This window comes from Caulobacter soli (genome assembly GCF_011045195.1).
GTDB lineage: Bacteria > Pseudomonadota > Alphaproteobacteria > Caulobacterales > Caulobacteraceae > Caulobacter > Caulobacter soli.
This window is the reverse complement of sequence record NZ_CP049199.1, coordinates 4,094,018-4,117,729: the sequence shown is the minus strand read 5'-3', so window position 1 is coordinate 4,117,729 and position 23,712 is coordinate 4,094,018. Positions and strand designations below refer to the sequence as shown.

Sequence of the window (23,712 nt, the reverse complement as noted above, 5' to 3'; positions counted from 1 at the left end):
GCGGCGGGTTTCCGTCCGCCGTCCTTGAAGAGTTTCGCTAGCCCATGCGCCTGCCGCGCCTGATCCGATCGACGCCGTTCCGGCTGACCCTACTGTTCCTGGCCCTGTTCGCGGCGGCCGCCAGCGCGTTCCTGGGCTATATCTACATCGCCACCGCCGGCGAGGTGAACCGGCGCGCCGACGCCGACATCACCCGCGAGATGGAGAGCCTGGAGGCCGCCTATCGGGTGGGCGGGGTCAACGCCCTGAACCAGACCATCGTCGAGCGCGCCACCGGCGAGCGGCCGTTCCTGTATCTGCTGCTCGACAAGGACGGCAAACGCATCTCCGGCTCGATCGAGGAGTCGCCGATCGACGACTTCACCGGTCCCGGCCCGACCTGGGAGACCTTCAAGCTCACCGAGACCGACATCGACGGCGCCGAGGTCAAGCGCGCGGCGCGGGGCGTGCAGGAACGCCTGACCGGTGGCGAGGCCCTGTTCGTCGGGGCCGACGTCCAGGAGTCCGAAGGCTATGTAATGAAGATCGTCCGGGCCCTGCGCGGGGCCGGGGCGCTGGTCATCATCCTGGGCCTGGCCGGCGGGGTGCTGATCAGCCGCAACGTCTCGCGCAGCATGCAGGGGCTGGTCGACGTCGTGAACGCGGTGCGGGCCGGCGACCTGCACGCCCGGGCCCGGGTGCGCGGCACCCGCGACGAGTATGACGAGCTGGCCGAGGGCCTCAACGACATGCTCGACCGGATCGAGCGGCTGATGGGCGGCCTGCGCCACGCCGGCGACGCCATCGCCCACGACCTGCGCTCGCCCCTGACCCGCCTGCGCGCGCGCATGGAAGTGGCCCTGATCGACGCCGAGAACGGCAAGGGCGACCCGATGGCGGCCCTGGAGACGGCGCTGATCGACGCCGACGGCGTGCTCAAGACCTTCAACGCGGTGCTGGCCATCGCCCGGCTGCAGGCGGCCGGCGAGGCGCCGAACCAGGAGACGTTCGACGCCAGCGAACTGGCCTCCGACATGGCCGAGCTCTACGAGGCCAGCTGCGAGGACAAGGGCCTGGACTTCAAGGCCGAGATCGTTCCGGCGCTCAGCATCCGGGGCAATCGCGAGTTCATCGCCCAGGCCCTGGCCAACATTCTCGACAACGCCATCAAATATACGCCCGAGGGCGGGGCGGTGATGCTGCGGGCCCGGCGGACGTCTTCGGGCGAGCTGGAGTTCTCGGTCACCGACACCGGCCCTGGCGTGCCCGAGGCCGACCGCGCCCGGGTGGTTCAGCGCTTCGTGCGACTGGAGAACAGCCGCAGCGAGCCGGGGGCGGGTCTGGGCCTGTCGCTGGTCCAGGCCGTGGCGGCGTCGCATGGCGGGCGGCTGGAGCTGGCCGAGGGGCCGGGCGAGTACGGTGGCTTCGGGCCGGGCCTGCGGGTGGCGTTGTTGCTGCCGCGGGTGGAGTAGGGGGCCGCGGCTCACCCACTTGCCCCCACCTGGCGACTTTGTCGCCTGTCCGCCCCCATAGGGGGCGGAGCGCTCTTCCCCCTCCGGGGGAAGACGACCGCGAAGCGGTCCGTAGGGGGCAAGTGTTCAACGCCCATACGCCACGTCGAAACACCGCTCCCGCCCCAGCCTCGTCGGGCAGAACCCGGTCTCGTCGGAGCCTTCGCGGATGACCACGTAGCGGTCGCGCTTGCAGGCCCACCATTCCTCCTCGAAGCCGGGCCGGCCGTCCTGTTTGAACACCGGCTCGTCGCCCTGGGCGTAGAAGCGGGTCATGCCGGTCAGGCCGCCGAAACTGCCCCAGCCGTTGACCAGGCCGCAGACCCGGCCGTCGCGGCGCGCCCAGACCTGGCCCAGCTCCAGCGAATGCGGCTGGGCCAGGCGGGCGATCAGGCGCGGCTTGACGCTGGCCCAGCGCACGCGACCCATCGACTTGGCGGCGGCCAGCCGCGCGCCGCTGGCCGGCGGCTTGGGCTCGACCTTCAGCTCGTACTGGACGGTGAACATCACCATCAGCCCGACGGCGAAGGCGACCAGGGCCATGACGCTGAGGTCGAAGGCCTTTTCCGCCAAGGATCGACGACGCATCCTGGCGCCGCGCGGTTGCGGCATCCTGAGAACGAAGGTCATGATCGCGCCTCGTGATTACGTCTGTAGATTTAAAAAGTTACAGACGTAATCCGAATCGTCAAGCCATGGACGCCAGGCGATGGTCGCCCGCTGGGATCAGCGGTGCAGGTTGGGCAGGGTGATGCCGTCGACCGGACCGTCGCCGACGAACCGGCCAGGCCAGGAGATCTCCTGGTTGGGCAGGGGACCGCGCGGCGTGACCGTCCAGACGCCCAGGGCGGTGATCACGGCCATCAGGGCGATGGCGGCGGCGCCGGCGGTCTGGCGGCGATAGCTGGGCTCGGGCCGGGCCAGCAGCTTGACCCGCATCAGCAGCGGATGGGCCGCGAAGAAGCAGGCCAGGGGCGAGCCGGTCCGGCGGGTGTGCGCCTCGACCAGGGCCTCGGCATAGGTGCGCCGCAGGTTGGGGCGCAGGCTCAGCACCGTGGCGTCGCAGGCCATTTCCTGGTCCAGCCGCGCGCACAGGGCGCCAAGGTGGATCACGGGGTTGCACCAGCCCAGGACCTGGATGCCAGCGATGACCAGGTTGGCGATCGGGTCGCCGCGCTTGATGTGGGCGCGTTCGTGCAGGTCGACGATCTTGCGCGCGGCTTCATCGAAGCGCGTGGTGAAGTCGGCGGGCAGCACGACGCGGGGCCAGAAGACGCCCATGACCGCCGGACCGGCCCGGCCGGCCTCGGCTCGGGCCCGGAAGGCGCGTTCCTGCAGCACGATGACCGTGGCCAGGGCCACGCAGCCAACCATCCAGGCGGCCATCAGCAGCACGGCGCGCTCTTCGCCCATCAGGGGCGGCGGGACGCCCGAGCCCAGGGTCTCCGACAGGCTGGGGAACACTGTGGCGATCGCCGCCACCGGCACCAGGGCCCACAGGCGATAGGCCAGGCCCGCCCCGAACACCGCCCGGGTGGGGCCGCGCAGCAGCAGGACCAGCAGCACCGCGGCGGCGGCCGCCGCCTGGGTGCGCAACAGGGTCAGGGCCAGCAGTTCAGCCATCATGTTCGAGACCCTCGATCAGAGTCTTCAGTTGCTTGATCTCGTCGGTCGACAAGGCGCGATGCTGGGCGAAGTGCGCCACCAGCGGCGTCAGCTGGCCGTCGAAAAGTCGGTTGAGCAGGCTCTGGCTCTCGGCCTGCACATAGTCGGCGCGTTGGATGATCGGGGCGTAGCGGGCCCGCCCGTCGATGCGGTCCGAGCGGATCGCCTTGCGCTTCAGCAGGCGGTTGATCAGCGTCTTGACCGTCGCCTCGCCCCAGCCTTGAGCCTCGGCGACCTCGGCCATGATCTCATCCACCGTCAACGGCTGTCGCGTCCACAGCGCGTCCATGATGCGGCTTTCGGCCTGGGTGATGTTCATGGCGTTTCGGTCTCCAACGCCAACGATTACGCCTGTAACATGGGCTGTCAAGCGGCTGCGAGCGCCTCACGAGACGGGATGACCTGATCGCGCTCCCGCGCCACAGTGCCCGCCATGACTCGCCTGCTCGAACGCCTCACCCCCTGCGGCCCCGTGGTCGATCCCAAGGCCGCCGAGCGCGCGCACGAGACGATCACCCGGCGGGTCGGCGAGGCCGCGCCCCTGGTCGAGGCCGCCTGGCCCGCCCTGGCGCCGGTGTTCGCCGCCTCGCCCTACCTGACCGGCCTGGCGCGGCGCGATGGCAAGCGATTGCCCTCGATCCTGGACGGCGATCCCGAGGCGCGGCTGGCCCGGATCCTGGCCGAGGCGGAGGCCGTGGGGGCGGAGCCCGACTTCGAGACCGCCCGCCACGCGATGCGTGAGCTGAAGGCCGACCTGCACCTGCTGACCGCCCTGTGCGACCTGGGCGGGGTCTGGGACCTGGACGCGGTGACGGGCGCCCTGACCCGCTTCGCCGACGCCACCCTGCATGCCTCTCTGGCCCAGGCCGTGCGGCTGGAGGTGGCGCGGGGCGCCCTGACCCATGTCGGCGCGGGGCCGGACGGCCCGGCGCCGGGCCTGTTCTGCATCGCCATGGGCAAACACGGGGCCTTCGAGCTCAACTATTCCAGCGACATCGATTTTTCGATCTTCTACGCGCCCGAGACCCTGCCGGTGGCCGAGGGCGTCGAGCCGCAGGGCGTGGCGGTGCGGATCGCCAACCACCTGGGCCGGCTACTGGCCGAGCGCACGGCCGATGGCTACGTGTTCCGCATCGACCTGCGCCTGCGCCCCGACCCGTCCTCGACCCCGCCGGCCATGCCCATCGACGCGGCGCTCGATTACTACGAGAGCGTCGGCCAGAACTGGGAGCGGGCGGCCCATATCAAGGCGCGGATCTGCGCGGGCGACTTCGCGCGCGGCGAGGCGTTCCTGGCCGAACTGCAGCCGTTCATCTGGCGCAAGAACCTCGACTTCGCCGCCATCGCCGATATCCATTCGATCAAGCGCCAGATCCACGCCTACAAGGTGGACGACCGGCTGACCGCCAAGGGCGCGGATATGAAACTGGGGCGCGGCGGCATCCGCGAGATCGAGTTCTTCGTCCAGACCCAGCAGCTGATCCTGGGCGGCCGTCATCCGGACCTGCGCAGCCCGCGCACGCTGGACGCCCTGGCCGCCCTGTCGGAGGCGGGCCACGTGACGCCCGAGGACCGCGACTATCTGATCAAGGCCTATCGCGACCTGCGCGCCCTGGAACACCGGGCCCAGATGATCGCCGACGACCAGACCCACAAGCTTCCGGAGTCCGACGCCGACCGCAAGAAGGTGGCGGCCCTGTGGGGGCATGGTGCGCTGCGCAGTTTCGACGCCGTGGTCGGCCAAATCCTCAAGGGCGTGAACCGCCGTTACGGCGCGCTGTTCAAGGGCGAGGAAGAGCTGTCGTCGCGGTTCGGCAGCCTGGTGTTCACCGGCGTCGAGGACGATCCGGAGACTCTGGCCACGCTGAAACGCATGGGGTTCTCGCACCCCGAGCGCGTGGCCGCCACGATCCGGGGCTGGCACCACGGCCACATCGCCGCCACCCGCACCGAGCGGGGGCGCGAGCTGTTCACCCGCCTGGCCCCGCGCCTGCTGGACGCCGCCAACGCCACCGGCGCCCCGGACGACGCCTTCAACCGGTTCGGCGACTTCTTCTCGTCCCTGAGCAGCGGCGTGCAGATCCAGTCGCTGTTCCTGGCCCAGCCGCGCTTGTTCGAGCTGATCGTCGAGGTCATGGCCTTCGCCCCGCGCCTGGCCAGCACCCTGGCGCGGCGGCCCACGGCTTTGGACGCCCTGTTGGACCCGGCCTTCTTCGGTCCGATGGAGGTGCCCCGGGACGCGCCGTGGGACCCGGCCGATTTCGAGGGCGCGATGGACGCCGCCCGGCGGCTGTTCCGCGACCAGACCTTCCGGATCGGCGTGCGGGTGATCAGCGGCACGGCCGGCGCGCGCGACGCCGGCGCGGCCTTCGCCGACCTGGCCGACCTGATCGTCGGCGGTCTTGCCCCCGCCGCCCTGGCCGAGGTCGACCGGCTGGGCGGGGCGTTCCCGGGCCAGGTGGCGGTGGTCGCCCTGGGCAAGGCCGGCTCGCGCGAGATGACCGCCAAGTCCGACCTGGATCTGATGACGCTTTACGCGGCCGATGATCCGGCCGGGATGTCTTCGATCAAGGCCTGGGGCGCGGAAAGCTTCTACGCCCGCTTCACCCAGCGCTTGACCTCGGCCCTGTCGGCGCCGACCGGCGAGGGCACGCTGTACGAGGTGGATCTGAAGCTGCGGCCTTCGGGCACGAAGGGGCCGGTGGCGGTCAGCTTCGCGGCCTTCGAGGACTATTACGAGCGCGAGGCCGAGACCTGGGAACTGCTGGCCCTGACCCGGGCGCGGGTGATCTGGGCCTCGTCGCCGGACTTCCAGGCCCGGGCCGAGGGCGCGATCGCCGCGGCCCTGCGCCGGGCGCGCGACCCGAAGAAGACCGCCGTCGACGTGCTGGAGATGCGCCAGCTGATGGAGGACGAGCGGCCGGGCAAGGGTGACTGGGACCTGAAGCTGACTCCCGGCGGCCTGGTCGACATCGAGTTCGCCGCCCAGTTCCTGCAGCTGGTCCACGCGGCCGATGGCGGACCGCTGGCGCAGAACACCGGCGAGGCGCTGGCGGCGTTGGGGCGCGCCGGCCTGGGCGACGCGGCGGCCTTGGCGGCGCTGGAGGCCGCTTGGCGGCTGGAGCAGGACTTGTCGCAGTTGCTCAAGGTGGCGCTGGAGGACGGGCATGACCCGGACACCGAACCCAAGGCGTTCCGGGCCTTGCTGGCGCGGGCCGGCGGGGTGCGGGCGTTCAAGTCGCTGAAGGGGAAGCTGGCCAAGGCGAAGGTCGAGGCGCGGCGGGCGTTCGAGGCTGTGGTTAGAGGTTAGCGGCTCACGCACTTGCCCCCTACGGATCGCTTCGCGATCGTCTTCCCCCGTAGGGGGAAGAGGCCGCGAGGTTCGAGCCTCCGCCCCTATGGGGGCGGACAGACCGCGAAGCGGTCAGGTGGGGGCAAGTGTCGATTTCCACGATCCCCTGTAACCATTCCCCCGGCCAGCACGTATCTTCCAGGGTAGCCTCCCCGGAGCCCGCCCATGCTGATCCGCCACGCCCCCGACCTGACCGACAACGATGTCACCGATCGGAGCCTCTATCTGCGACGGCGCGAGTTCATCGGCGGCGCGGCGGGGCTTGGCCTGCTGGCGGCGGCCGGCGCGGCCAGCGCGCGGGGCCTGGCCTACAGCCCCGGCTTCTCCACCACCGAGACGCCGACCCCCAAGAAGGACATCACCAGCTACAACAACTTCTACGAATTCGGGGTCAACAAGGAGGATCCGTCCGAGAACGCCGGCTCGCTGAAGACCCGGCCCTGGACGATCCGCGTCGACGGCGAATGCGAGAAGCCGGCCAGTTTCGCGATCGACGACCTGATCAAGGCCAACAAGCTGGAAGAGCGCATCTATCGCATGCGCTGCGTCGAGGGCTGGTCGATGGTGATCCCCTGGGTGGGCTTTCCGCTCAAGGACCTGCTGACTCAGGTCAAGCCGACGTCCAAGGCCAAGTTCGTGGCCTTCGAGACCCTGATGCGGCCGTCCGAAATGCCGGGCCAGCGCTGGGACACTCTGCAGTGGCCCTATCGCGAGGGCCTGCGGATCGACGAGGCGACCCACCCGCTGACGATCCTGGCCGTGGGCCTGTATGGCGATGTCCTGCCCAACCAGAACGGCGCGCCGCTGCGGCTGGTGGTGCCGTGGAAGTACGGCTTCAAGGGCATCAAGTCGATCGTCAGGATCAGCCTGGTCGAGCGCATGCCGGCCACCGCCTGGAACGTGCTGGCCCCGCGTGAATACGGCTTCTATTCCAACGTCAATCCGGCCGTCGATCACCCCCGCTGGTCCCAAGCCACCGAGCGCCGGATCGGCGAGTTCCGCCGCCGCGAGACCCTGCCGTTCAACGGCTATGGCCAGTATGTCGCCGACCTCTATCGCGGCATGGACCTGAAGCGGAACTTCTGATGGACGCGTCGGTCAAGCGGGCGGCCAAGGCCAAGCGCCCCTCCAAGGCCCAGGACAACCTGGTCTACGCCGCCGTCTGGCTGGCCTGTTTCGCGCCGCTGGTCTGGCTGGCCTGGCGGGCGTTTAGCGGCGACCTGGGAGCTAATCCGATCGAGGCCCTGATCCGCCAGATCGGCGTCTGGGGCCTGCGCCTGCTGCTGGTCGGCCTGGCCGTGACCCCGGCCGCGCGGATCCTGAAGAAGCCCCGCCTGGTCCGCTTCCGGCGCACGATCGGCCTGTTCGCCTTCGCCTATATCTGCCTGCACCTGCTGACCTATATCGGCGTCGACCTGTTCTTCGACTGGGGCCAGCTGTGGAAGGACATCCTCAAGCGGCCCTTCATCACCCTGGGCATGCTGGCCTTCGCCCTGCTGATCCCGCTGGCGGTGACCTCGACCAACGGCATGATCCGGCGCCTGGGCCGGGCGACCTGGCAGCGGATCCACTGGCTGATCTACCTGATCGTGCCGCTGGGCGTGGCCCACTACTACCTGCTGGTGAAGGCCGACCACCGGCCGCCGCTAGTCTATGCGGCGATCCTGACGGTGCTGATGGGGTGGCGGTTCTGGGATGCTTGGCAGAGGCGCGCGCGTTCCTGAGTCTGCATTTTTGATCCGCTCATCCCGGCGAATGCCGGGACCCAAATCCTAAGGCTGGATGGCTGATTGGAGGAGCTCAGCGCTGCTGGCGTCCGCCTCACCGATATTCCATCTGGGTCCCGGCATTCGCCGGGATGAGCGGGATCAGAAGAGTTCCGCTTCCGGATCCCGCGTCTGGTCGCGCTTCCACCAGCCGCCCAGCTTCGCGCCGCCGCAGGGGCCTCTCTGGGTCAGCACGACCGTGTCGGCCGTGAACGCCGCGTCCAGCCGGCAGGCGTCTGGCCCCGTCCCGGTCAGCGGAAAGCTCACCACATCCTGACCGACCGCGACCTTCACCGGGGCGGTGTCGTCGGTGAAGCCCTGGCTCGCCTTGGCGTCGGCTAGCTGGTAGGCGAAGTCCAGGCCGGTCGGCGTGGCCTTGATACGCAGGAAATCCTGGCCGCGCGCATAGATCCCGCTCAGCCGAAAGCCCGGGTTTCTCAGCACCGCGATGCGGTCGGCGTGGATGGTCCGCAGGCAGGGCAGGGCCGTCTCGTCGTCTTCGCAAAGGATTCCGCCCCCGCTCATGCCAGGCGTCTCCAAGGCCCGGGAGCCCACCCAGCCGCGCTGGGTCAGCTTCACATAGGCGGCGATCTGACCGTCCCAGAGCTTCTGAGCTTCCGCATAGGCCTTGGCCAGGTCCTCGTCCTGGCGCGACAGCTGCGGGTCCTTGCAGATCAGTTTCTCGACCTTGGAGCGGGCCTTGGCGCAGTCGAAGCTGGCGGCGCTCGCGGGCGATGCCAGCACGATCAGCAACAGGCCGGCGAGGACGGCGACAAGACGGGTCCCAAAAAGGGTCATGGGAGTCTACTCCGACAGATAGGGCGACTTGGCCGGATCGCGGCGGAAGACGGTCTCGTCGGTCCCCAGGGCGCAGCGCTCGGTCTTGGGCGCGGACAGGGTCGCCGTGTCCTGAGTGAAGGTCAGGGTGCGCGGGCAGCCGGCGTCCTCGAAGCTCAGCCTGCCCGAGGCGTCGACCACCCCGTCGGCCTGCAGCAACATGTTCCCCTTCGGATCGGGGCAGAGGTAGAGCTCGACCCCGATCCCGACGTCGGGATAGTTCTGGGCCACGTCCAGATAGACCCCGTCGCTGGGGCAGCGCCCGGCGACGTAGCGGCCCATCCATTTCAGGCCGGGATGGGTCAGGAAGCTCAGGCGTCGCGTGTAGTCCTGCTTCAGGCAGGCGACGTCGGCCTTGCAGATGGCGTTGCGGTCCTTCAGCCATTGCCGTTGTTCGGTGCGGATATAGCTCGCCCAGTTTCCGGCCGGCCACAGGCTCTGGGCGGACTTGAAGGCGGTGGCCACCTGGTCGTCCAGCTTCGAGACCGCCGGGTCGCCGCAGATCGCCTTTTCGGTCGGCGTGCCCGCCTTGGCGCAGTCGAAGCTGGCGGCCGAAGCAGTCGTCGGAGCGGCCAGCCAGAGCAGGGTGGCCATGCCAAGCAGGATGGGGCTGGCCCAGGACGCGACACGGATCATGTGGAAACCCCTCCCAGCGACGCCGGGAGAGGCTATCCGAGAACGACGTTATTCGAAAGTGCGTCCTACTTCGCGGCGGTTTGCTTGGCCGCGTAGTCCTGGGCCTGACGCACCACGCGCAGCACGTTGCCGCCCCAGATCGCCGCCACGTCGGCGTCGGTGTAGCCGGCCGCCTTCAAGCGGGCGGTGACCTTGGGCAGGTCGGCCACGTCCTCGAAGCCGATCACCCCGCCGCCGCCGTCCCAGTCGGCGCCGACGCCCACGTGTTCGGGCCCGACCACCTTGAGGGTGTGCAGCAGGCTGGCCATGAAGTCCTCGAAGCTGGCGCGGACCGGCGGGTACTTGGCGTCGATCTCGGCCTTCTTTTTCAGGAAGGCGACGATCTCGGCTTCACTCGCCGTCTCGCTGTCGGGAACCTTGCCCAAGGCCTGGAACGCGGCCTTGCGTTCGGGGCTGGTGGGCGTGTCCTTCAGATAGACCGAGTTGATGCAGATCACCCCGCCGGCGTCGGCGATCTTCTTCAGCCGGCCGTCGTCGAGATTGCGCGGGTGGTCGTAGATCGCCTTGGCGCCGGAGTGCGAGGCGATGATTGGGACCTTCGACAGGGCCACGGCCTGGTCGACCACGTCATCGGAAGCGTGGCTGACGTCGATCACAATGCCCAGCCGGTTGGCCTCGGCCAGCCAGCGCAGGCCCAGCGGCGAGAAGCCGTGCCAGATCGGCTTGTCGGTCGAGCTGTCGGCGAACTGGTTGTTTCTGAAATGCACCGGCCCGGCCAGGCGCACGCCGGTGGCGTAGAAGGTCTGCATCAGGGTGAGGTCCTCACCCATCGGCCAGCTGTTCTCGATGCTCTGGAAGACGAACTTCTTGCCGGCCTTGTTGATCCTCGCGGCGTCGTCGGCGGTGTAGGCCAGCTCGAACTTGTCGGGGTGCGCCGCGACCATCTCGCGGATCTCGGTGGCGCGTTCCAGGGCGAAGTCGCGGGCGAAGCGATAGCCCTCGGCGGTCAGGGCGCCTTGGGCCGTGTAGATGGCGAAGAACCCGCCATCCAGGCCGCCGGCGTTCATCCGCGGCAGGTCGACCTGGGTGCCGTCCACCTTGACGTCGTGACGGTCGACCATGCTCCAGCCCTTGCGGGCGAAGTGTTCGGGCGTGTCGAGGTGGGTGTCGAGGGTCAGCACGCTTTCGTGCAGGGCCCTGTCTTGTTTGGAGACTGGCGTGTCGGCCGCGTGGGCGCTGGTGGCGAGCAGGGCGGCGGAGCCGAGGAGGATGGTCAGCAGGCGGGACATCTGGGCTCCGACGCGAAGGGTGCGACGGCCACGCTCGGGGATCGGCGGAGCGGGGTCAAGGCGCGACGACGCACTTGCCCCCACCTGACCGCTTCGCGGTCTGTCCGCCCCCATAGGGGGCGGAGGACGCCGCACAACGCGCCTCTTCCCCCTGTGGGGGAAGACGACCGCGAAGCGGTCCGTAGGGGGCAAGTGTTCGCCGCGGCGACGCTAGTAGAACGCCCCGTAGATCACGTCCTCGATCCGTCCGGTGCGGGTCTCGACCAGCAGCAGGTCGGGTCCGTAGCGCACCCAGCGATAGCCCCAGGGCGGCCCCTCCAGCCCCATGCGCCAATAGTCCTCGTAGTAGTAGCTCGGCGCCAGGAACAGCGACGGCAGCACCACCCCGATGGTCCAGCGCCGATAGCGATAGCCCGGCGGATAGCGCCAGCTGGGTCCATGGATCGGGCGGAAGCCGGGCGGACGGCCGGCGCCGGGGCGGTGCGGGCCCATGGGCGGCGGCGGGCGCGGGCCGGGCGGCGGGCGGTGACCGCCCGAGGGCGGACGTGGCGGGGGCCTGGGCGTGGGCCTGGGCGGCGGTCCGCCGGGGCCTGGACCGGGGCCGTGCCCCGGGCCTCCGCCGGGATTCGGCCTGGGAGGCGGACCCGATCCCGAAGGCGGGCGGCCGCCGCCCGATCCTCCGCCCGGTCCGCCACCTTGTCCTGGAGGACGGCCGCCGCCGCCTTGCCCTCCGCCGGGCCTGTCATGTTGTCCGCCCGATTGAGCCAGGCCGACGCCGGGGATCAGAAGACCCAGGGCCGAGGCCAGGAGAAGACGCCGATGCATCGCAATCCTCCAAAAAGCCCCCCGGCTGTGGTTCGACTATAGGCGGCGAGGCGAAATCGGGAAGAGGCCGCTTCAGAACAGGTTCAGGGCTTTGAAGCTGGCCACGCCGTCGCGGCCGACCACCAGGTGGTCGTGGACATTGATCTTCAGCGCCTTGCCGGCCTCGACGATCTGCTTGGTCATCTCGATGTCGGGCCGCGACGGCGTCGGGTCGCCGGACGGGTGATTATGGATCAATAATTATAAGAGTTTAAGTTATTGATTTATGTATAAGTTTCCCGGATGGCGCTCTTTATTGGGGTTGGTAACTGATGCGGTATTTCAGAGCTGCGTGCGGTGATCATGATCATTCATGGTGTTCAACGATCGTCCACTTAAATTCGAAATTCAATACCCTTTATGTGTGGAGGCGGCCGCGTCGATGACTGGCGATCGTTCGACGCGGCATGGGCCCTCGCCTGCTAGATATTGGGGGAGGTTAGGCGTCGGCGACCCACGACCTTCGGCGCGAATATCGTCGTCGCTCATCGCGGCCCATTGTTCCGGGTCGATCGACAGGCCGATGCAGAACCGCCCGTTCTTGATGTTGCGGGGCTCGGGACCGAGCAGCGCGACGGGACGATGGTAAGCTTCGTTGCCGAAAAACTCGGTCAGGACAAAACCGTCCTCGGCCTTGATGAACTGGTCGACGCTGGCCTTTTTCGAGAAGCGGACGAAGCGTTGCCAAACATCGGTCGATCGATCCCTGATGAGCCGGCAAAGCGACAGGGTGACGTCAACGTCGGAGAGGGCGTCGTGGGCCTTGTCGTGGATGGAGCGGCACGGTTCATCTATTCAGTCGGTGCGTTGCTCGTGGCTTCGTGGCATAGGCGGCGCGCGCGTGTCGCCGGATCGTTCGGAGCTTAAGGCGTGTCGGCAGGCGTGGGGACCGTGTGGTTTTGACTCGCGGCGGGCATAACGGTCGAGAACGGTCGTGGAGGCGGTCGCGATTCATTGGCGCGGCGGCGTCCGCCGTCGTCGCCGTGCTGCTGGCGTTCGACGCGGGGGCCAAGGCGGTCGATTCCGACCGACCCGTTTCATCCAACGTCGCGCGGCTGTTCAACATTCCAAGCCAGCCGCTGCGGCCGGCGTTGGAAGCCTACAGCGTCGTAACCGGCGCACAGTTGATCTACGACAGTCGCCTGGCCGAGGGGCGTCGCTCGCAAAGGGTCGTGGGCGTGTTCAAACCGGAGACGGCGCTGCGCATGCTGCTGGAAGGGTCGGATCTGACGGTGCGCTATACGGGCCCGCTGGACATCACCCTCGTGCCGATCGAGCGAAGCGCGGACGCTCCAGAGGCGTTTGCCGAGCGCCCGTCGTCCGAGAGATCGGGCGCCCTGGCGCTGGACACCCTCTATGTGGAGGTCGCGCCGGGCAGCGAGGATCGGCCGGATTTCAGCCGGTACGGCCACGCGGTTCGCCAGGCGCTGAAAGAGGCCCTGGCCAGGAATTCGGCGACGTCCGACCGGATCTACCAGGTGCAGTTCGATCTCTGGATCAATGAGCGGTGCTGGCGGGCGGCGACATTCGCGAGCTGTCGGTTTCGCTGCCGACCACCTGGTATCTGACCGGCTCGGGCGACCGTCTGAACCGGACCGTCAACACGGTTGGCGGCGGCGATCTGCTGGTCGAGGCGGGCGGCGACATCCTGGGCGGCAGCTATTTCGTCGCCAAGGGGACCGGCCGCATCGACGCCGGCGGCGGCGTCGGCCCATCCTTCACCTACAAACCGGTGACCACATTGGGAGTCACGGGTCCAGTGTCGACGATCCTGGGCGTCCAGGACGCGCAGGTCCAGGTGACGGCGCGCGGCGACCTCGATATTGGTCGCGTGCAAAACCCTGGCGACGTCAGGGGCCTCCTGTTCTCGACCTCGCTGACGCCCTACACCACCGCTTCGTCCCTGCGGCTCACCAGCGTGACCGGCGATATCGGCTTCGATACGTTGAACGCACCGGGCGCTTTTTTCGGGGCCTATACCGGCAGCGGCTACAACCTGAACGTTCTCCTGCCGGCCACATTGGAGATGAACGCGCTAAACGGCGGCATCAGTGTCTTCTCCGGCGGCCTGCTCTATCCCTCGGCGACCGGGCAGCTCAGCCTGCTTGCCGACGGCGATATCCGATTGACGAACACCGGTACGGTCCGAGCCTTCGGCCTGTCGGAAAACAAGCCATCGAAATATCCGTCGATCCTCAATCCCCTGTCGTCTTTCAGTGACGTCATCCCTCCGCCCACTGCGTTACCGGCTTCATCGCTCGCGGATATCGATGGCCTGCTTCATGCCGACGATCCCGATCCGGTACGGATCTACAGCCTGACCGGGGACATCATCGACGGTCCCAACGCAAGCCAGTCCGCCCTGAATCGCAATCTTCAGAACATGCTTCTCCAGTTGCCCAAACCGGCGCAGATCCGCGCCGGCCGCGACATCGTCAATCTGCTGTTCCTGGGCCAGAACCTGAACGACGGCGACGTGACCAGCATTATCGCCGGGCGCGACATCATCGACCTGCCGCTGATCCTGAACCAGAGCGGCGGTATCCTCGTCACGCCGGGCCTGATCCAGCTGGCCGGGCCGGGCCGGCTCGACATCCAGGCTGGCCGCGACCTGGGGCCGTTGAGCCGCGACATGCCGGTCACGGGCATCCAGACGATAGGCAACCTCTACAACGCCTATCTGCCGCGCCAGAGCGCCGACATCTCGGTGCTGTTCGGCACGGGGTCGGGCGTGGCCTGGAACGCCTTCGCCGCCGCCTATCTCGATCCGGCGGCGAGGGATAGGGACCTGCCGTCGTTCAGCGCCGACCTGGTCGCGGCGGTGGCGAAATACCAGGCCGAAACCGACAAGCGCGCGGGCGGGGAGGGCGCCCTCCCGTCGCTCACCGCCGATCAGGCTTGGGCCGCGTTCCAGGCCATGCCGGAGGCGCAGCGCGAGACGCTGGTCGAGCAGACCTTCTTCAAGATCCTCGCCGTCACGGGAGCCGACTACAACGATCCGGACAGCCCGTTCTTCAATAAGTACGCCCGCGGCTATCAGGCCATCGAGACTCTGTTCCCGTCGGCCTTGGGCTATACGAAGAACAACCTTGAAGGCGGCGTCAACGGCGCGGCGACCCTGATCCCGACCGGCAATCTCGACATCCGTGGCTCGACTATCCAGACCCAGATGGGCGGCGACATCAACATCATGGGCCCGGGCGGCCAGTTGCTTGTTGGCTCGACCTCCTCGCCGCCCTACGTGCCGGACTTGCCCGGCAAGACGGGCATCGGGCCGGAGGCGCTCGGCATCCTGGCCTGGGAAACCGGGGCGGTGAACATCTTCTCTGATCGCTCGCTGTTGCTGGCGCAGAGCCGTGTCTTCACCGAGCGTGGGGGGGACATGACGATCTGGTCGTCGAACGGCGACATCAGCGCCGGCAAGGGCAGCAAGACCTCAAGCGAGATCAAGCCAGTGCACTTCCTGTGCTCAACGGACTTCTACTGCCGGGTTGACGCCTCCAGCACGGTCACCGGCGCGGGCATCGCCGCCTTTGCCGGTCAGCCGGGCGATCCGAAGCCGACCGTCACCTTGGTGGCGCCGCGCGGCACGGTGGACGCCGGCGATGCTGGCATCCGCGTGGCTGGCAATCTGATCGTGGCGGCCCAGTTCGTGGCCAACGCCGACAACATCCAGGTGGAGGGCTCGACGATCGGCGTGCCGACCAATGCGGTCGATGTCGGCGCCAACCTCGACTCCTCTAGCGCGGCGGCCAGCGCCGTACAGGAGGTCGTCCAGACCATGCAGCAGAACCGCCGCAACGAACGGCCGTCGGTGATCACGGTGACCATTGATGGCTTTGGTCCCGAACCCAGCGATTGCCCGACAAGCGCTCGCAACTGCCCGGCGCGCTGAGCGGCGGGCTGAGACTGAAGTAACGGAGACTTTTCGTGACTGATCTTACCCAGCGGCCCTTGCCGCTGTTCTACCAGGACCCCCAGCCGCTGAACGCCCTGACCCACGGGGCCTTGCGCCTGAAGGACGGCGATTATGGTTTCGCCGCCCAGACCAACGCCGCGCCGCTGACCTTGGTCGAGTTCGCCTCGGCGGCTCGCGGCTATCCGGTGGTGTTCTCGCAAGGCGAGACGCCGTTCCCCATGGCCATCCTGGGCCTGGGGGCCGGCAACCGCTTCGTCGCCGACGGACGCTGGGCCGAGGGGGTCTGTGCGCCCGCCTATGTGCGCCGTTATCCGTTCGTGTTCATCGAGGCCGGCGGCGACAACCTGGTTCTGGGGATCGACATGGCGTCCGAGCGGGTCGTCGTGAGCGGGGAGGGCGGGGCCGCCCTGTTCGAGGACGGCAAGCCCTCGGCGCTGACCGAGGGGGCCATGGCCTTTTGCCGCGAGTTCCATGCTCAGCACTTGCAGGCTCGGGCCTTCGGCGCGGCCCTGGTCGAGCACGACCTGCTGATCGCCCAGCAGGCCGACGCCCGGCCGGCGGGCGGCCAGCCCCTGAGCCTGGGCGGCTTCCAGGTGGTCGACCAGGCCCGGTTCGCGGCCTTGCCGGACGCGGTGGTGCTGGACTGGCACCGCAAGGGCTGGTTGGCCCTGGTGCACTTCCATCTGGCCTCGCTTGAGCGGTTCGTCGATCTTCTGGCCCGAGAACAGACCCCGGCGGCCGTCATCGCGCCGTCAAAAGTCTCGGTTGAAGTCTGACGGCTCCTTCGACGGATCTTAGTTTCGAACGGCTCGATCGCGAGAGTCTTTTTGAGCCGGAGCGTCGTCTTTCTGGAGGTAAGCCAACGGCAGCTCATGACGCATCTTGGTCAAAGGCGACTGTCTTGGACCTAGTCCACGTATCCGGCGGCTATCTCTCTGAATTGCCCGGCATTTGGCTGTGGCTATGCTCGGTTTTGAGGCCGCCGGGGTAGGTAACCCGCATGCCTGATCAGCGATGGCCACGCCTATAAGTGGGTGTGAGTGGATGCCCGTGAATGAGCGTTGGATGGTTGTGAAGCAATAATTTACAGTATTTAAGTCGCTGATTTTGGAGAAAATTCGCCTATAGTTGCAACAAATTGGTGTTGGTTATTGGTGAAGTGTTCTAGTGATGGGTTATTCTGGTCATGATAATTCATGAAATATAACGGGTGACCACCGGAATCCGAAAATTACTGCCATTTTTTGTGTGGATGATTAAGGTGTCGACGTTGAGAGCCGTTCGATGGGAAATGCGCGGCGAGACCCAAGTGCGTCCTCGCCGCTAGATATCGGGCGAGGTAAGGCGTCGGCGGCCCACGACCTTTGACGCCTTGCATGTCACCATGTTTGAGCGCTCCCAGGCGTCGAGGACCTCCACCGGGTAGAGCACCTGCTTTCCCACTTTCAGGAAGGAGGGGCCTATCTGTTGGAACCGCCAGTTCTCCAGCGTGCCGACCGAGATCAGGCCGCGATAGCGCTGTGACACTTCTTCCGTCGTTAAAAACTTCAAATCCATCCGAACGCTCGTACTTGTAAAGCCGGACACGATCGGCCGGCGTTTCGGGGTGCTAGCTCCTATGAGATGAAAAATGGTCGCAACCTGGCGCTAAGTCGAACTGTCGGACTCCGCCTTCATCCACCCCCTCTTCGCCAGCCAGGCCGCGAACACCGGCAAGGCCAACAAGGTCAGCGAGGTTGAAGTCAGCAGGCCGCCGATGACGACCGTGGCCAGCGGCTTCTGCACCTCCGCGCCGGGGCCGATGGCGAGCGCCATGGGCAGGAAGCCGAGCATGGCGACGAGGGCTGTGGTCAGGACCGCGCGTAGACGGCTGACCGTGCCGCTGATCACCGCCTCGACCGGCCCCAGCCCTGCGGTCAACTGCTGCTTGATGCTCTGCATCAGCACCAGGCCGTTCAGCGTGGCCACGCCTGACACCGCGATGAAGCCGACTGCGGCCGAGATCGAGAACGGTATGCCGCGCAACGCCAACGCCACCGCCCCGCCGACCAGGGCCAGGGGCACGCAGGCGAAGACCAGCGCCGCCTCCGCCGCCGACCCCAGGGCGAAGTAGAGCAGGATCACGATCACTAGGAAGACGACCGGCACGATCACCGCCAGCCGCGCCGAGGCGCGCTCAAGGTTCTCGAACTGACCGCCCCAGTCGAGCCATGAGCCGGCGGGAAGGGGAACCTCATCGCGTACGGCGGTCTTGGCGTCGGCGACGAAGCCGCCCAGGTCGCGGCCTCGGACGTTGGCCTGGACGACGATGCGGCGCTTGCCGTTCTCCCGGCTGATCTGATTGGGGCCTTCGGCGGCGTCGAAGCGGGCCAGGGTCGAGAGCGGGATCGCCGCCGTGCCGGGCGGCGCGCCCTCGGACATCACCGGCAGTTGCCCCATGACGGCTGGATCGTTGCGGCGCTGCTCGTCGAGGCGGACCACGACGTCGAATCGCCGGTCGCCCTCAAGGATATGGCCGGCCTCGCGTCCGCCCAGGCCGATGGCCAGGGCGTCGGCGGCGTCGCTGGCGTGGACGCCGAGCGCGGCGGCGGCCGTGCGGTCCACCGTGGCCGTGATGGTCGGCTGACCCGAGACCTGCTCGACCTTGACGTCGGCCGCGCCCCGCACGCCACGCAGGGTCTTGGCGATCTTCTGGGCGGTCTGGTCCATGATCGCGAAGTCGTCGCCATAGACGCTGACGGCGACGTCCGAGCGGACCCCGGCGATCAGTTCATTGAACCGCATCTGGATCGGCTGGGTGAACTCGTAGGCGTTGCCCAGATGCTTGGCGAGCGCACCCTCCATGCGCTCAACCAGCGCGGCCTTGGGCAGGCGCGGATCGGGCCAGTCCTTGCGTGGCTTGAGGATGACGAAGGTGTCCGAGGCGCTGGGCGGCATGGGGTCTGAGGCGATCTCGGCGGTGCCTGTGCGGGTGAACACTAGGGCCACCTCGGGCATGGCCGACAGGGTCTTTTCGACCCGGAACTGCATCGCCTGGCTTTGCTCCAGCGAGATCGACGGCACGCGAGAGGCTTGAACCATCAGGTCGCCTTCGTCGAGCGTGGGAATGAACTCGCGGCCCAGACTCGCGAAGGCGACGACGCCGATCAGCAGCGCCAGGCCGGCGCCCGCCGCCACCGCGACCGGTCGGCCGACCAGGCGGCGCAGGGTCGGCTCGAACCGCGCCTTGACGGCGGTCATGACCCGGGTCTCGCCATGCCCCTTGGGTTCGCCGATCAGCAGGGCAGCCATCGCGGGCACGAAGGTCAGGGACAGCAGGAACGCCCCGGCCAGGGCGAACATCACCGTTGCAGCCATCGGGCCGAACATCTTGCCCTCGACGCCCTCGAAGGCCAGCAGGGGCGCATAGACCATCAGGATGATGGCCTGACCGAAGGCGGCGGGCCGCGCCATCTCCCGGGCGGAAGAGGCGGCGATCTCTATGCGCTCGCGGGCGTCCAGAGACCGGCCCAGTTCGCCACGGCGAAGCGCCAGGCGGCCCAGGGTGTTCTCGATCACCACCACCGCACCATCGACGATCAGGCCGAAGTCCAGCGCCCCCAGGCTCATCAGGTTTCCACTGATCCCGAACCGCCGCATGGCGATGGCGGCGAACAGGAACGACAGGGGTATGACCAGGGCGGTGATGATCGCCGCGCGGATGTTGCCCAGGGCTACGAACAGCACGGCGATGACCAGCAGCGCCCCGAAGGCCAGGTTGTGCTCGACGGTGCGGATGGTGGCGTCGACCAGGTCGGTGCGGTCCAGCACCGGCTTGACCACCACGCCGGCCGGGAGGCTGGCCTGGATGTCCTTCAAGCGGTCGCCGACCCGCGCGGCGACGGTGCGGCTGTTCTCGCCGGCCAGCATCAAGGCGGTGCCGATGACGACCTCACGGCCCGCCTCGCTCGCCGAACCTAGGCGCGGGGCCTGGCCGATAACGACGGTGGCGACGTCGGAGACGCGGATCACCGCCGACCCGCGCCGACCCACGGGGGTCTCGGCCAATTCGCCCAGGCTCTTCACCCGGGCGTCGGCGCGAACGATGTAGGCCTCGCCGCCGCGCTGGACGTAGCCGGCGCCCTCGACGCGGTTGGCGTGTTCCAGGGCGTCGATCAGTTGCGGCAGGCTGATGCCGAACGCCGATAGCTTGGCCGGGTCGGGCTGGACGACATATTGCTTCACATATCCGCCCAGCACATCGACCCCGGCCACGCCCTTCAAGGTCTTCAACTGCGGGGCGACGATCCAGTCCTGGACCGTGCGCAGATAGGTGGCCTTCTCGATGTCGGTGGTTAGGCGGTCACCCTCGGGGGTGACATAGACCGCGCCGGGCCGCGCCGTCGGGCCCGCCAGTTCGACGGTCCAGATATAGACCTCGCCAAGCCCGGTGACCGGCGGTCCCATGCTGGGCTCCAGGCCTTCGGGCAGAGTGGCGCGGGCGGCTTGAAGCCGCTCGTTGATCAGGTTGCGGGCGAAGTAAAGGTCGGTGGCGTCGGTGAAGACCGCGGTGATCTGCGAGAAGCCGTGACGCGACAGCGAGCGGGTCTCGACCAAGCCGGGAATGCCGGCCAGGGCCGTCTCGACCGGGAACGTGACTTGGCGCTCGACCTCCTCGGGACCGAGGGCCGGAGCGATGGTGTTGATCTGCACCTGGCGGTTGGTGATGTCGGGAACCGCGTCGATGGGCAGGCCGGCGAGTTGGGCGCCGCCATAGGCCAGCAAGGCCACGGCCAGCAGGGCGACGATCCAGCGGAAGCGGACGGAGAGGTCGATCAGTCGAGCAAGCATGGTCAGTCCTCGTGCCCCGCTTCGCCCTTGCCGAGTTCGGCCTTGAGCAGGAAGGCACCTTTGCCGGCGATGCGCTCGGCGTCCGTCAGGCCGCGCAGGATTTCAGTCGAGCCGGCGGTGACCCGGCCAGGCGTCACCGGCTTGGCACGGAAGCCTGCCGCCTCGATCACGAAGACCACCGGGCGGCCCTCGACGGTCTGGACGGCCTCGCTGGGCACGATGATCGCGCCGCTCCCGCCGGCTCCCGTCATCACCCGCGCCGAGACGACGGACCCGACCGGCGCGGTCTTGCCCGATGGCGTCGCCCGCACGGTGGCGGTGTTGCCGCCGGACGCGCCCGGGGCCACGGCGCTGATGGTGGCCGGCGCTTCCTGACCGTCCGGCGTCTGCACATGGATCACCTGGCCAAGCCGGATGGAGCCAGCGGCGGCGGCGGGGGCGTCGAAAACGTATTCAGCGCGGCTCTGGTCGGCGATCTCGGCGACGAGCGCGCCCTGGGTCAGGAAGCCGCCGACCTGGGTCTCGATCCGCGTCACGACCCCGGCGATGGGGCTGCGTAGAACCGTGACGCCATTGGCCCCCGGCCCGCCCATGGCGCGAACCTGAGCCTGGGCGGCGCGATAGTCGGCCTGGGCCTTTTCGGCGACGGCCTGGCTGGCTTCCCAGTCCTGACGGGCGACGACGCCGGCGTCGAAGAGACGGCGGTCGCGGCTGGCGGCGGCCTGAGCGGCTTTTACTCCAGCTCCAGCCGCATCGAGGTTGGCGCGGCCGGAGGCGGCGTCGGCGCTCCGCAAGGTAGCGATAGGCGATCCGGCGGCGACGTTCGCACCAGCCGAGACGTGAACGCGTTCCACCGTGCCCGACACCGGCGCGCCGAGGGCGGCCAGGGCGTTTGCGGCCAGGGTCACCCGTCCGGGCAACAGGATGTCCGCGCCGCCGCCGCGTCCTGGCGTGATGACGGAGACGCCGGCCGCCGCCGCGTCGGCGAGCTTCAGGGGCACGAGGTCGGCCGCGCCGTGTTCCGCGTGCTCGCCGCCTTCTTCCTCATGGGCCGGAGCAGCCGAGCGGCTTCCGACGAACTGGGCGGCTCCGTATCCAAGGCCGGTGGCGGCGATGAGGGCGACCGCCGAGGCGATGACATGGCGACGAGCGATCATGGCTGATCTCCGAAGGGGATGCGGCCCTGGGCGCGGGCGAGGTCGGCGAGCGCCTTGACGCGCGCCAGCTTGGTGTCGACGGCGCGGCCCCGCGCGGCGATCAGGTCGCGACGGGCGGTCAGCAGTTCGGACAGGGGAAGGCGACCGGCGTCGTAGCCGATCCGGGCCAGGCGATAGGCCTCGGACGCGGCGCCTTCCGCCTGCCGGGAGGCTTCCAAGGTCTGACCGGCGGCGGCGACCTGGGCGGTCGCGGCGCGGCGGTCGCCATCCTGTTCGGCCTGCGCCATGGCCAGCCGGGCCTGGGCGGCCTGAGCATTGGCCGTGGCGGCGGCGACCGCGCCCCGGTTGCGGTCGAACAATGGCAAGGGCGCGGAGATGCCGAAGACGGCCGCCGTGGAATCGTCGCTCTGGAACTGCCGGACCCCGAAGCTGACGGCGAGGTCCGGAACACGACGGGCGCGCTCCACCGCGATCCGACGCTCGGCGGCGTCACGCTCTGCACGAGCGGCCGCGATGGCCGGACTGAAGGTCGGCCCTGGCTGTGGCGGCGCGGGGACGGCGTTAAGGAGGCCGCCAGTGACGGCGATGTAGGTCTCGGACGAACCTATCAGCGCACTCAGGCGGGCCAACGCCGCCTCGGCCTCGGCCCGGACGGCGGCCAAGTCGGCGTGAGCCGTGGCCAATCCTGCCCCGGCCTGGACGGCCCGCACCTGAGCCTCCTTGCCGTTGTCGACGAGCAGGCGGGCGGCCTTGGCGTCGGCCTGGGCCAGATCGACGCCATCCCTGGCGATGGCGAGGCGCTGCTGGGCCGCCTCGGCGTTGACGTAGGCCAGCGCCAGGTCACGGGCGAAATCGACCTGCCCCAAGGCGGCGCGCGCCTGGGCGGCGGCGAAATCGGCCTGGGCCGCCGAGGTCCGTGCCGCGCGCTTACCGCCCAACTCCAGCGGCTGCTCGATCGACAGCGTGGTCTCGGCGCTGTCGAAGTCTTTGTAGGGACCAGACCCGGCGGCGTTCTCGACCATCAGGCCCAGGGTCGGGTTAGGGCGGGCGGCGGCTTGCACCGCCTGGCCCTCGGCCACGCGCGTTTCGGCGACTCCAAGCACCAGGCGCGGCGCGGAGGCCTGGGCCTGTTTCAGCAGGACTTGGAAAGGCGGGGCGATCTGGGCCGCGACGGATGTGCAGAACACCCCGGAAGTGGCGCAGACCAAGGCCGCGCGCAGCGGCCATCGGTTCGATGACATAAAGGTTCCTCGCGAAGGATGAGCGACGGCGCGCGAAAGGCGCGCGGATCGGTCAGGCGCGAGGCGGTCGGTCGAGGCCGGAGAGGGCGCGGGAGGCGAGGACTTGGACGGACGCCAGCGCGTGCTCAGGCGCGGCGGGAGCCAGGGCAGGGACCTCCGCGACGGCCGTATCGAGCATGGCCCCGCCATGATGACAGTGGCCGCTCACGCAGCACGCGGCCTCACAGGGGGCGCGGTCGCCCGGCTGGTCACCTTCGACGGCCTGAACGGTGGCAATGCTTGTCTGGATGCCGACGACGGGCGCGTCATCGGCGCATAGGCAGGTCGCCATGCTGACCGTGGGCGCGACGATGAGCAGCGCCAGAACGCAGGCGGTCATCAGGCCACCCAGGTTCCGCCACCATGTCATCGCTGGACGCATGGTCGCTCTATAGCTTCAGGGGGCGAACTTGAGAACGCGTTACATGATTACAGAGCAGGCGAGAGCGCGGCCAAGCGCCTCAGCCGAATGTCCAGTTTCCGGCGGAGGCCCAAGGTCCGTTTAGTCTGCGTAGCGGCCTACCTGAAGGTCCGTTCATGACCCTTCGCGGCCCCCCCCCGATCGGCCGCTGACGGAAAGCGTAGTTTAGAAGGCTGCGGCGTAGGCGTAGCCCTCCTCCCCATTCA

General features: G+C 68.5%; 21 protein-coding genes. 8 read left to right on the top strand and 13 right to left on the bottom strand.

Annotation, left to right across the window (positions count from 1 at the left end; translation table 11 throughout):
* The first annotated feature begins 44 nt into the window (after nt 1–44).
* Nucleotides 45–1,451 (top strand): sensor histidine kinase, encoded by a 1,407-nt coding sequence (locus tag G3M62_RS19235; protein ID WP_165189935.1) that lies wholly within the window; start codon nt 45–47, stop codon nt 1,449–1,451.
* 126 nt (nt 1,452–1,577) lie between these two features.
* Here the strand turns inward: G3M62_RS19235 and G3M62_RS19230 are convergent, their stop codons facing one another.
* From G3M62_RS19230 to G3M62_RS19220, 3 genes are all read right to left on the bottom strand, one after another.
* Nucleotides 1,578–2,120 (bottom strand): hypothetical protein, encoded by a 543-nt coding sequence (locus tag G3M62_RS19230; protein ID WP_165189933.1) that lies wholly within the window; start codon nt 2,118–2,120, stop codon nt 1,578–1,580.
* Nucleotides 2,121–2,216: 96 nt separating this feature from the next.
* Entirely contained in the window at nt 2,217–3,116 is a 900-nt protein-coding gene (locus G3M62_RS19225; protein ID WP_165189931.1) for a M56 family metallopeptidase, read from the bottom strand.
* The gene (locus tag G3M62_RS19220) at nt 3,106–3,474 is read right to left on the bottom strand and encodes a BlaI/MecI/CopY family transcriptional regulator (protein WP_056753226.1); all 369 of its coding nucleotides are present in this window, start codon (nt 3,472–3,474) and stop codon (nt 3,106–3,108) included. Before G3M62_RS19220 ends, G3M62_RS19225 begins: the two co-directional genes overlap by 11 nt.
* Nucleotides 3,475–3,588: 114 nt before the next feature.
* On the opposite strand from G3M62_RS19220, the gene G3M62_RS19215 reads away from it, so the two are divergent.
* The 3 genes from G3M62_RS19215 (at nt 3,589) to msrQ (ending at nt 8,231) form a co-directional block, all read left to right on the top strand.
* Complete coding sequence (locus G3M62_RS19215; RefSeq protein ID WP_165189929.1) at nt 3,589–6,465, top strand: bifunctional [glutamine synthetase] adenylyltransferase/[glutamine synthetase]-adenylyl-L-tyrosine phosphorylase; 2,877 nt, start codon at nt 3,589–3,591, stop codon at nt 6,463–6,465.
* 207 nt (nt 6,466–6,672) lie between these two features.
* On the top strand, nt 6,673–7,593 hold the full coding sequence (gene msrP, locus G3M62_RS19210) for a protein-methionine-sulfoxide reductase catalytic subunit MsrP (protein WP_165189927.1): 921 nt from the start codon (nt 6,673–6,675) through the stop codon (nt 7,591–7,593).
* Nucleotides 7,593–8,231, top strand: coding sequence for a protein-methionine-sulfoxide reductase heme-binding subunit MsrQ (msrQ, locus tag G3M62_RS19205; protein WP_165189925.1), 639 nt, complete (start codon nt 7,593–7,595; stop codon nt 8,229–8,231). Before msrP ends, msrQ begins: the two co-directional genes overlap by 1 nt.
* Before the next feature lie 144 nt (nt 8,232–8,375).
* Here the strand turns inward: msrQ and G3M62_RS19200 are convergent, their stop codons facing one another.
* From G3M62_RS19200 to G3M62_RS19180, 5 genes are all read right to left on the bottom strand, one after another.
* Nucleotides 8,376–9,071 carry a lysozyme inhibitor LprI family protein gene (locus G3M62_RS19200; RefSeq protein WP_165189923.1) on the bottom strand — a complete coding sequence of 232 codons (696 nt, stop codon included), beginning with the start codon at nt 9,069–9,071 and terminating at the stop codon, nt 8,376–8,378.
* A gap of 6 nt (nt 9,072–9,077) precedes the next feature.
* A complete protein-coding gene (locus G3M62_RS19195) occupies nt 9,078–9,746 on the bottom strand; it encodes a lysozyme inhibitor LprI family protein (protein WP_165189921.1) in 669 nt (222 codons plus the stop codon).
* 65 nt (nt 9,747–9,811) lie between these two features.
* Nucleotides 9,812–11,035 carry a dipeptidase gene (locus G3M62_RS19190; RefSeq protein WP_165189919.1) on the bottom strand — a complete coding sequence of 408 codons (1,224 nt, stop codon included), beginning with the start codon at nt 11,033–11,035 and terminating at the stop codon, nt 9,812–9,814.
* A gap of 210 nt (nt 11,036–11,245) precedes the next feature.
* Nucleotides 11,246–11,527, bottom strand: coding sequence for an RcnB family protein (locus G3M62_RS26595; protein WP_246263325.1), 282 nt, complete (start codon nt 11,525–11,527; stop codon nt 11,246–11,248).
* 405 nt (nt 11,528–11,932) lie between these two features.
* On the bottom strand, nt 11,933–12,097 hold the full coding sequence (locus G3M62_RS19180; protein ID WP_165189915.1) for a JAB domain-containing protein: 165 nt from the start codon (nt 12,095–12,097) through the stop codon (nt 11,933–11,935).
* A gap of 300 nt (nt 12,098–12,397) precedes the next feature.
* On the opposite strand from G3M62_RS19180, the gene G3M62_RS19175 reads away from it, so the two are divergent.
* The 4 genes from G3M62_RS19175 to G3M62_RS19160 all read left to right on the top strand — a co-directional run bounded on the left by G3M62_RS19175 (nt 12,398) and on the right by G3M62_RS19160 (nt 16,594).
* A complete protein-coding gene (locus G3M62_RS19175) occupies nt 12,398–12,766 on the top strand; it encodes a hypothetical protein (RefSeq protein ID WP_165189913.1) in 369 nt (122 codons plus the stop codon).
* Between the two features lie 116 nt (nt 12,767–12,882).
* Nucleotides 12,883–13,467: an STN domain-containing protein gene (locus G3M62_RS19170; RefSeq protein ID WP_165189911.1), complete on the top strand. Its 585-nt coding sequence runs from the start codon at nt 12,883–12,885 to the stop codon at nt 13,465–13,467.
* Nucleotides 13,407–15,794, top strand: coding sequence for a filamentous haemagglutinin family protein (locus G3M62_RS19165; protein ID WP_165189909.1), 2,388 nt, complete (start codon nt 13,407–13,409; stop codon nt 15,792–15,794). The genes G3M62_RS19170 and G3M62_RS19165 overlap by 61 nt, the downstream gene beginning before the upstream one ends.
* Nucleotides 15,795–15,829: 35 nt before the next feature.
* On the top strand, nt 15,830–16,594 hold the full coding sequence (locus G3M62_RS19160; protein ID WP_165189907.1) for a SapC family protein: 765 nt from the start codon (nt 15,830–15,832) through the stop codon (nt 16,592–16,594).
* Between the two features lie 547 nt (nt 16,595–17,141).
* Here the strand turns inward: G3M62_RS19160 and G3M62_RS19155 are convergent.
* From G3M62_RS19155 to G3M62_RS19135, 5 genes are all read right to left on the bottom strand, one after another.
* The gene (locus G3M62_RS19155; RefSeq protein ID WP_165189905.1) at nt 17,142–17,375 is read right to left on the bottom strand and encodes a MerR family transcriptional regulator; all 234 of its coding nucleotides are present in this window, start codon (nt 17,373–17,375) and stop codon (nt 17,142–17,144) included.
* A gap of 90 nt (nt 17,376–17,465) precedes the next feature.
* Entirely contained in the window at nt 17,466–20,648 is a 3,183-nt protein-coding gene (locus G3M62_RS19150; RefSeq protein WP_165189903.1) for an efflux RND transporter permease subunit, read from the bottom strand.
* A 2-nt stretch (nt 20,649–20,650) separates the two neighbouring features.
* Nucleotides 20,651–21,805: an efflux RND transporter periplasmic adaptor subunit gene (locus tag G3M62_RS19145; protein WP_165189901.1), complete on the bottom strand. Its 1,155-nt coding sequence runs from the start codon at nt 21,803–21,805 to the stop codon at nt 20,651–20,653.
* On the bottom strand, nt 21,802–23,046 hold the full coding sequence (locus tag G3M62_RS19140) for a TolC family protein (protein WP_165189899.1): 1,245 nt from the start codon (nt 23,044–23,046) through the stop codon (nt 21,802–21,804). Before G3M62_RS19140 ends, G3M62_RS19145 begins: the two co-directional genes overlap by 4 nt.
* A 52-nt stretch (nt 23,047–23,098) precedes the next feature.
* Nucleotides 23,099–23,425, bottom strand: coding sequence for a hypothetical protein (locus tag G3M62_RS19135; protein WP_246263324.1), 327 nt, complete (start codon nt 23,423–23,425; stop codon nt 23,099–23,101).
* Between the last annotated feature and the right edge of the window lie 287 nt (nt 23,426–23,712).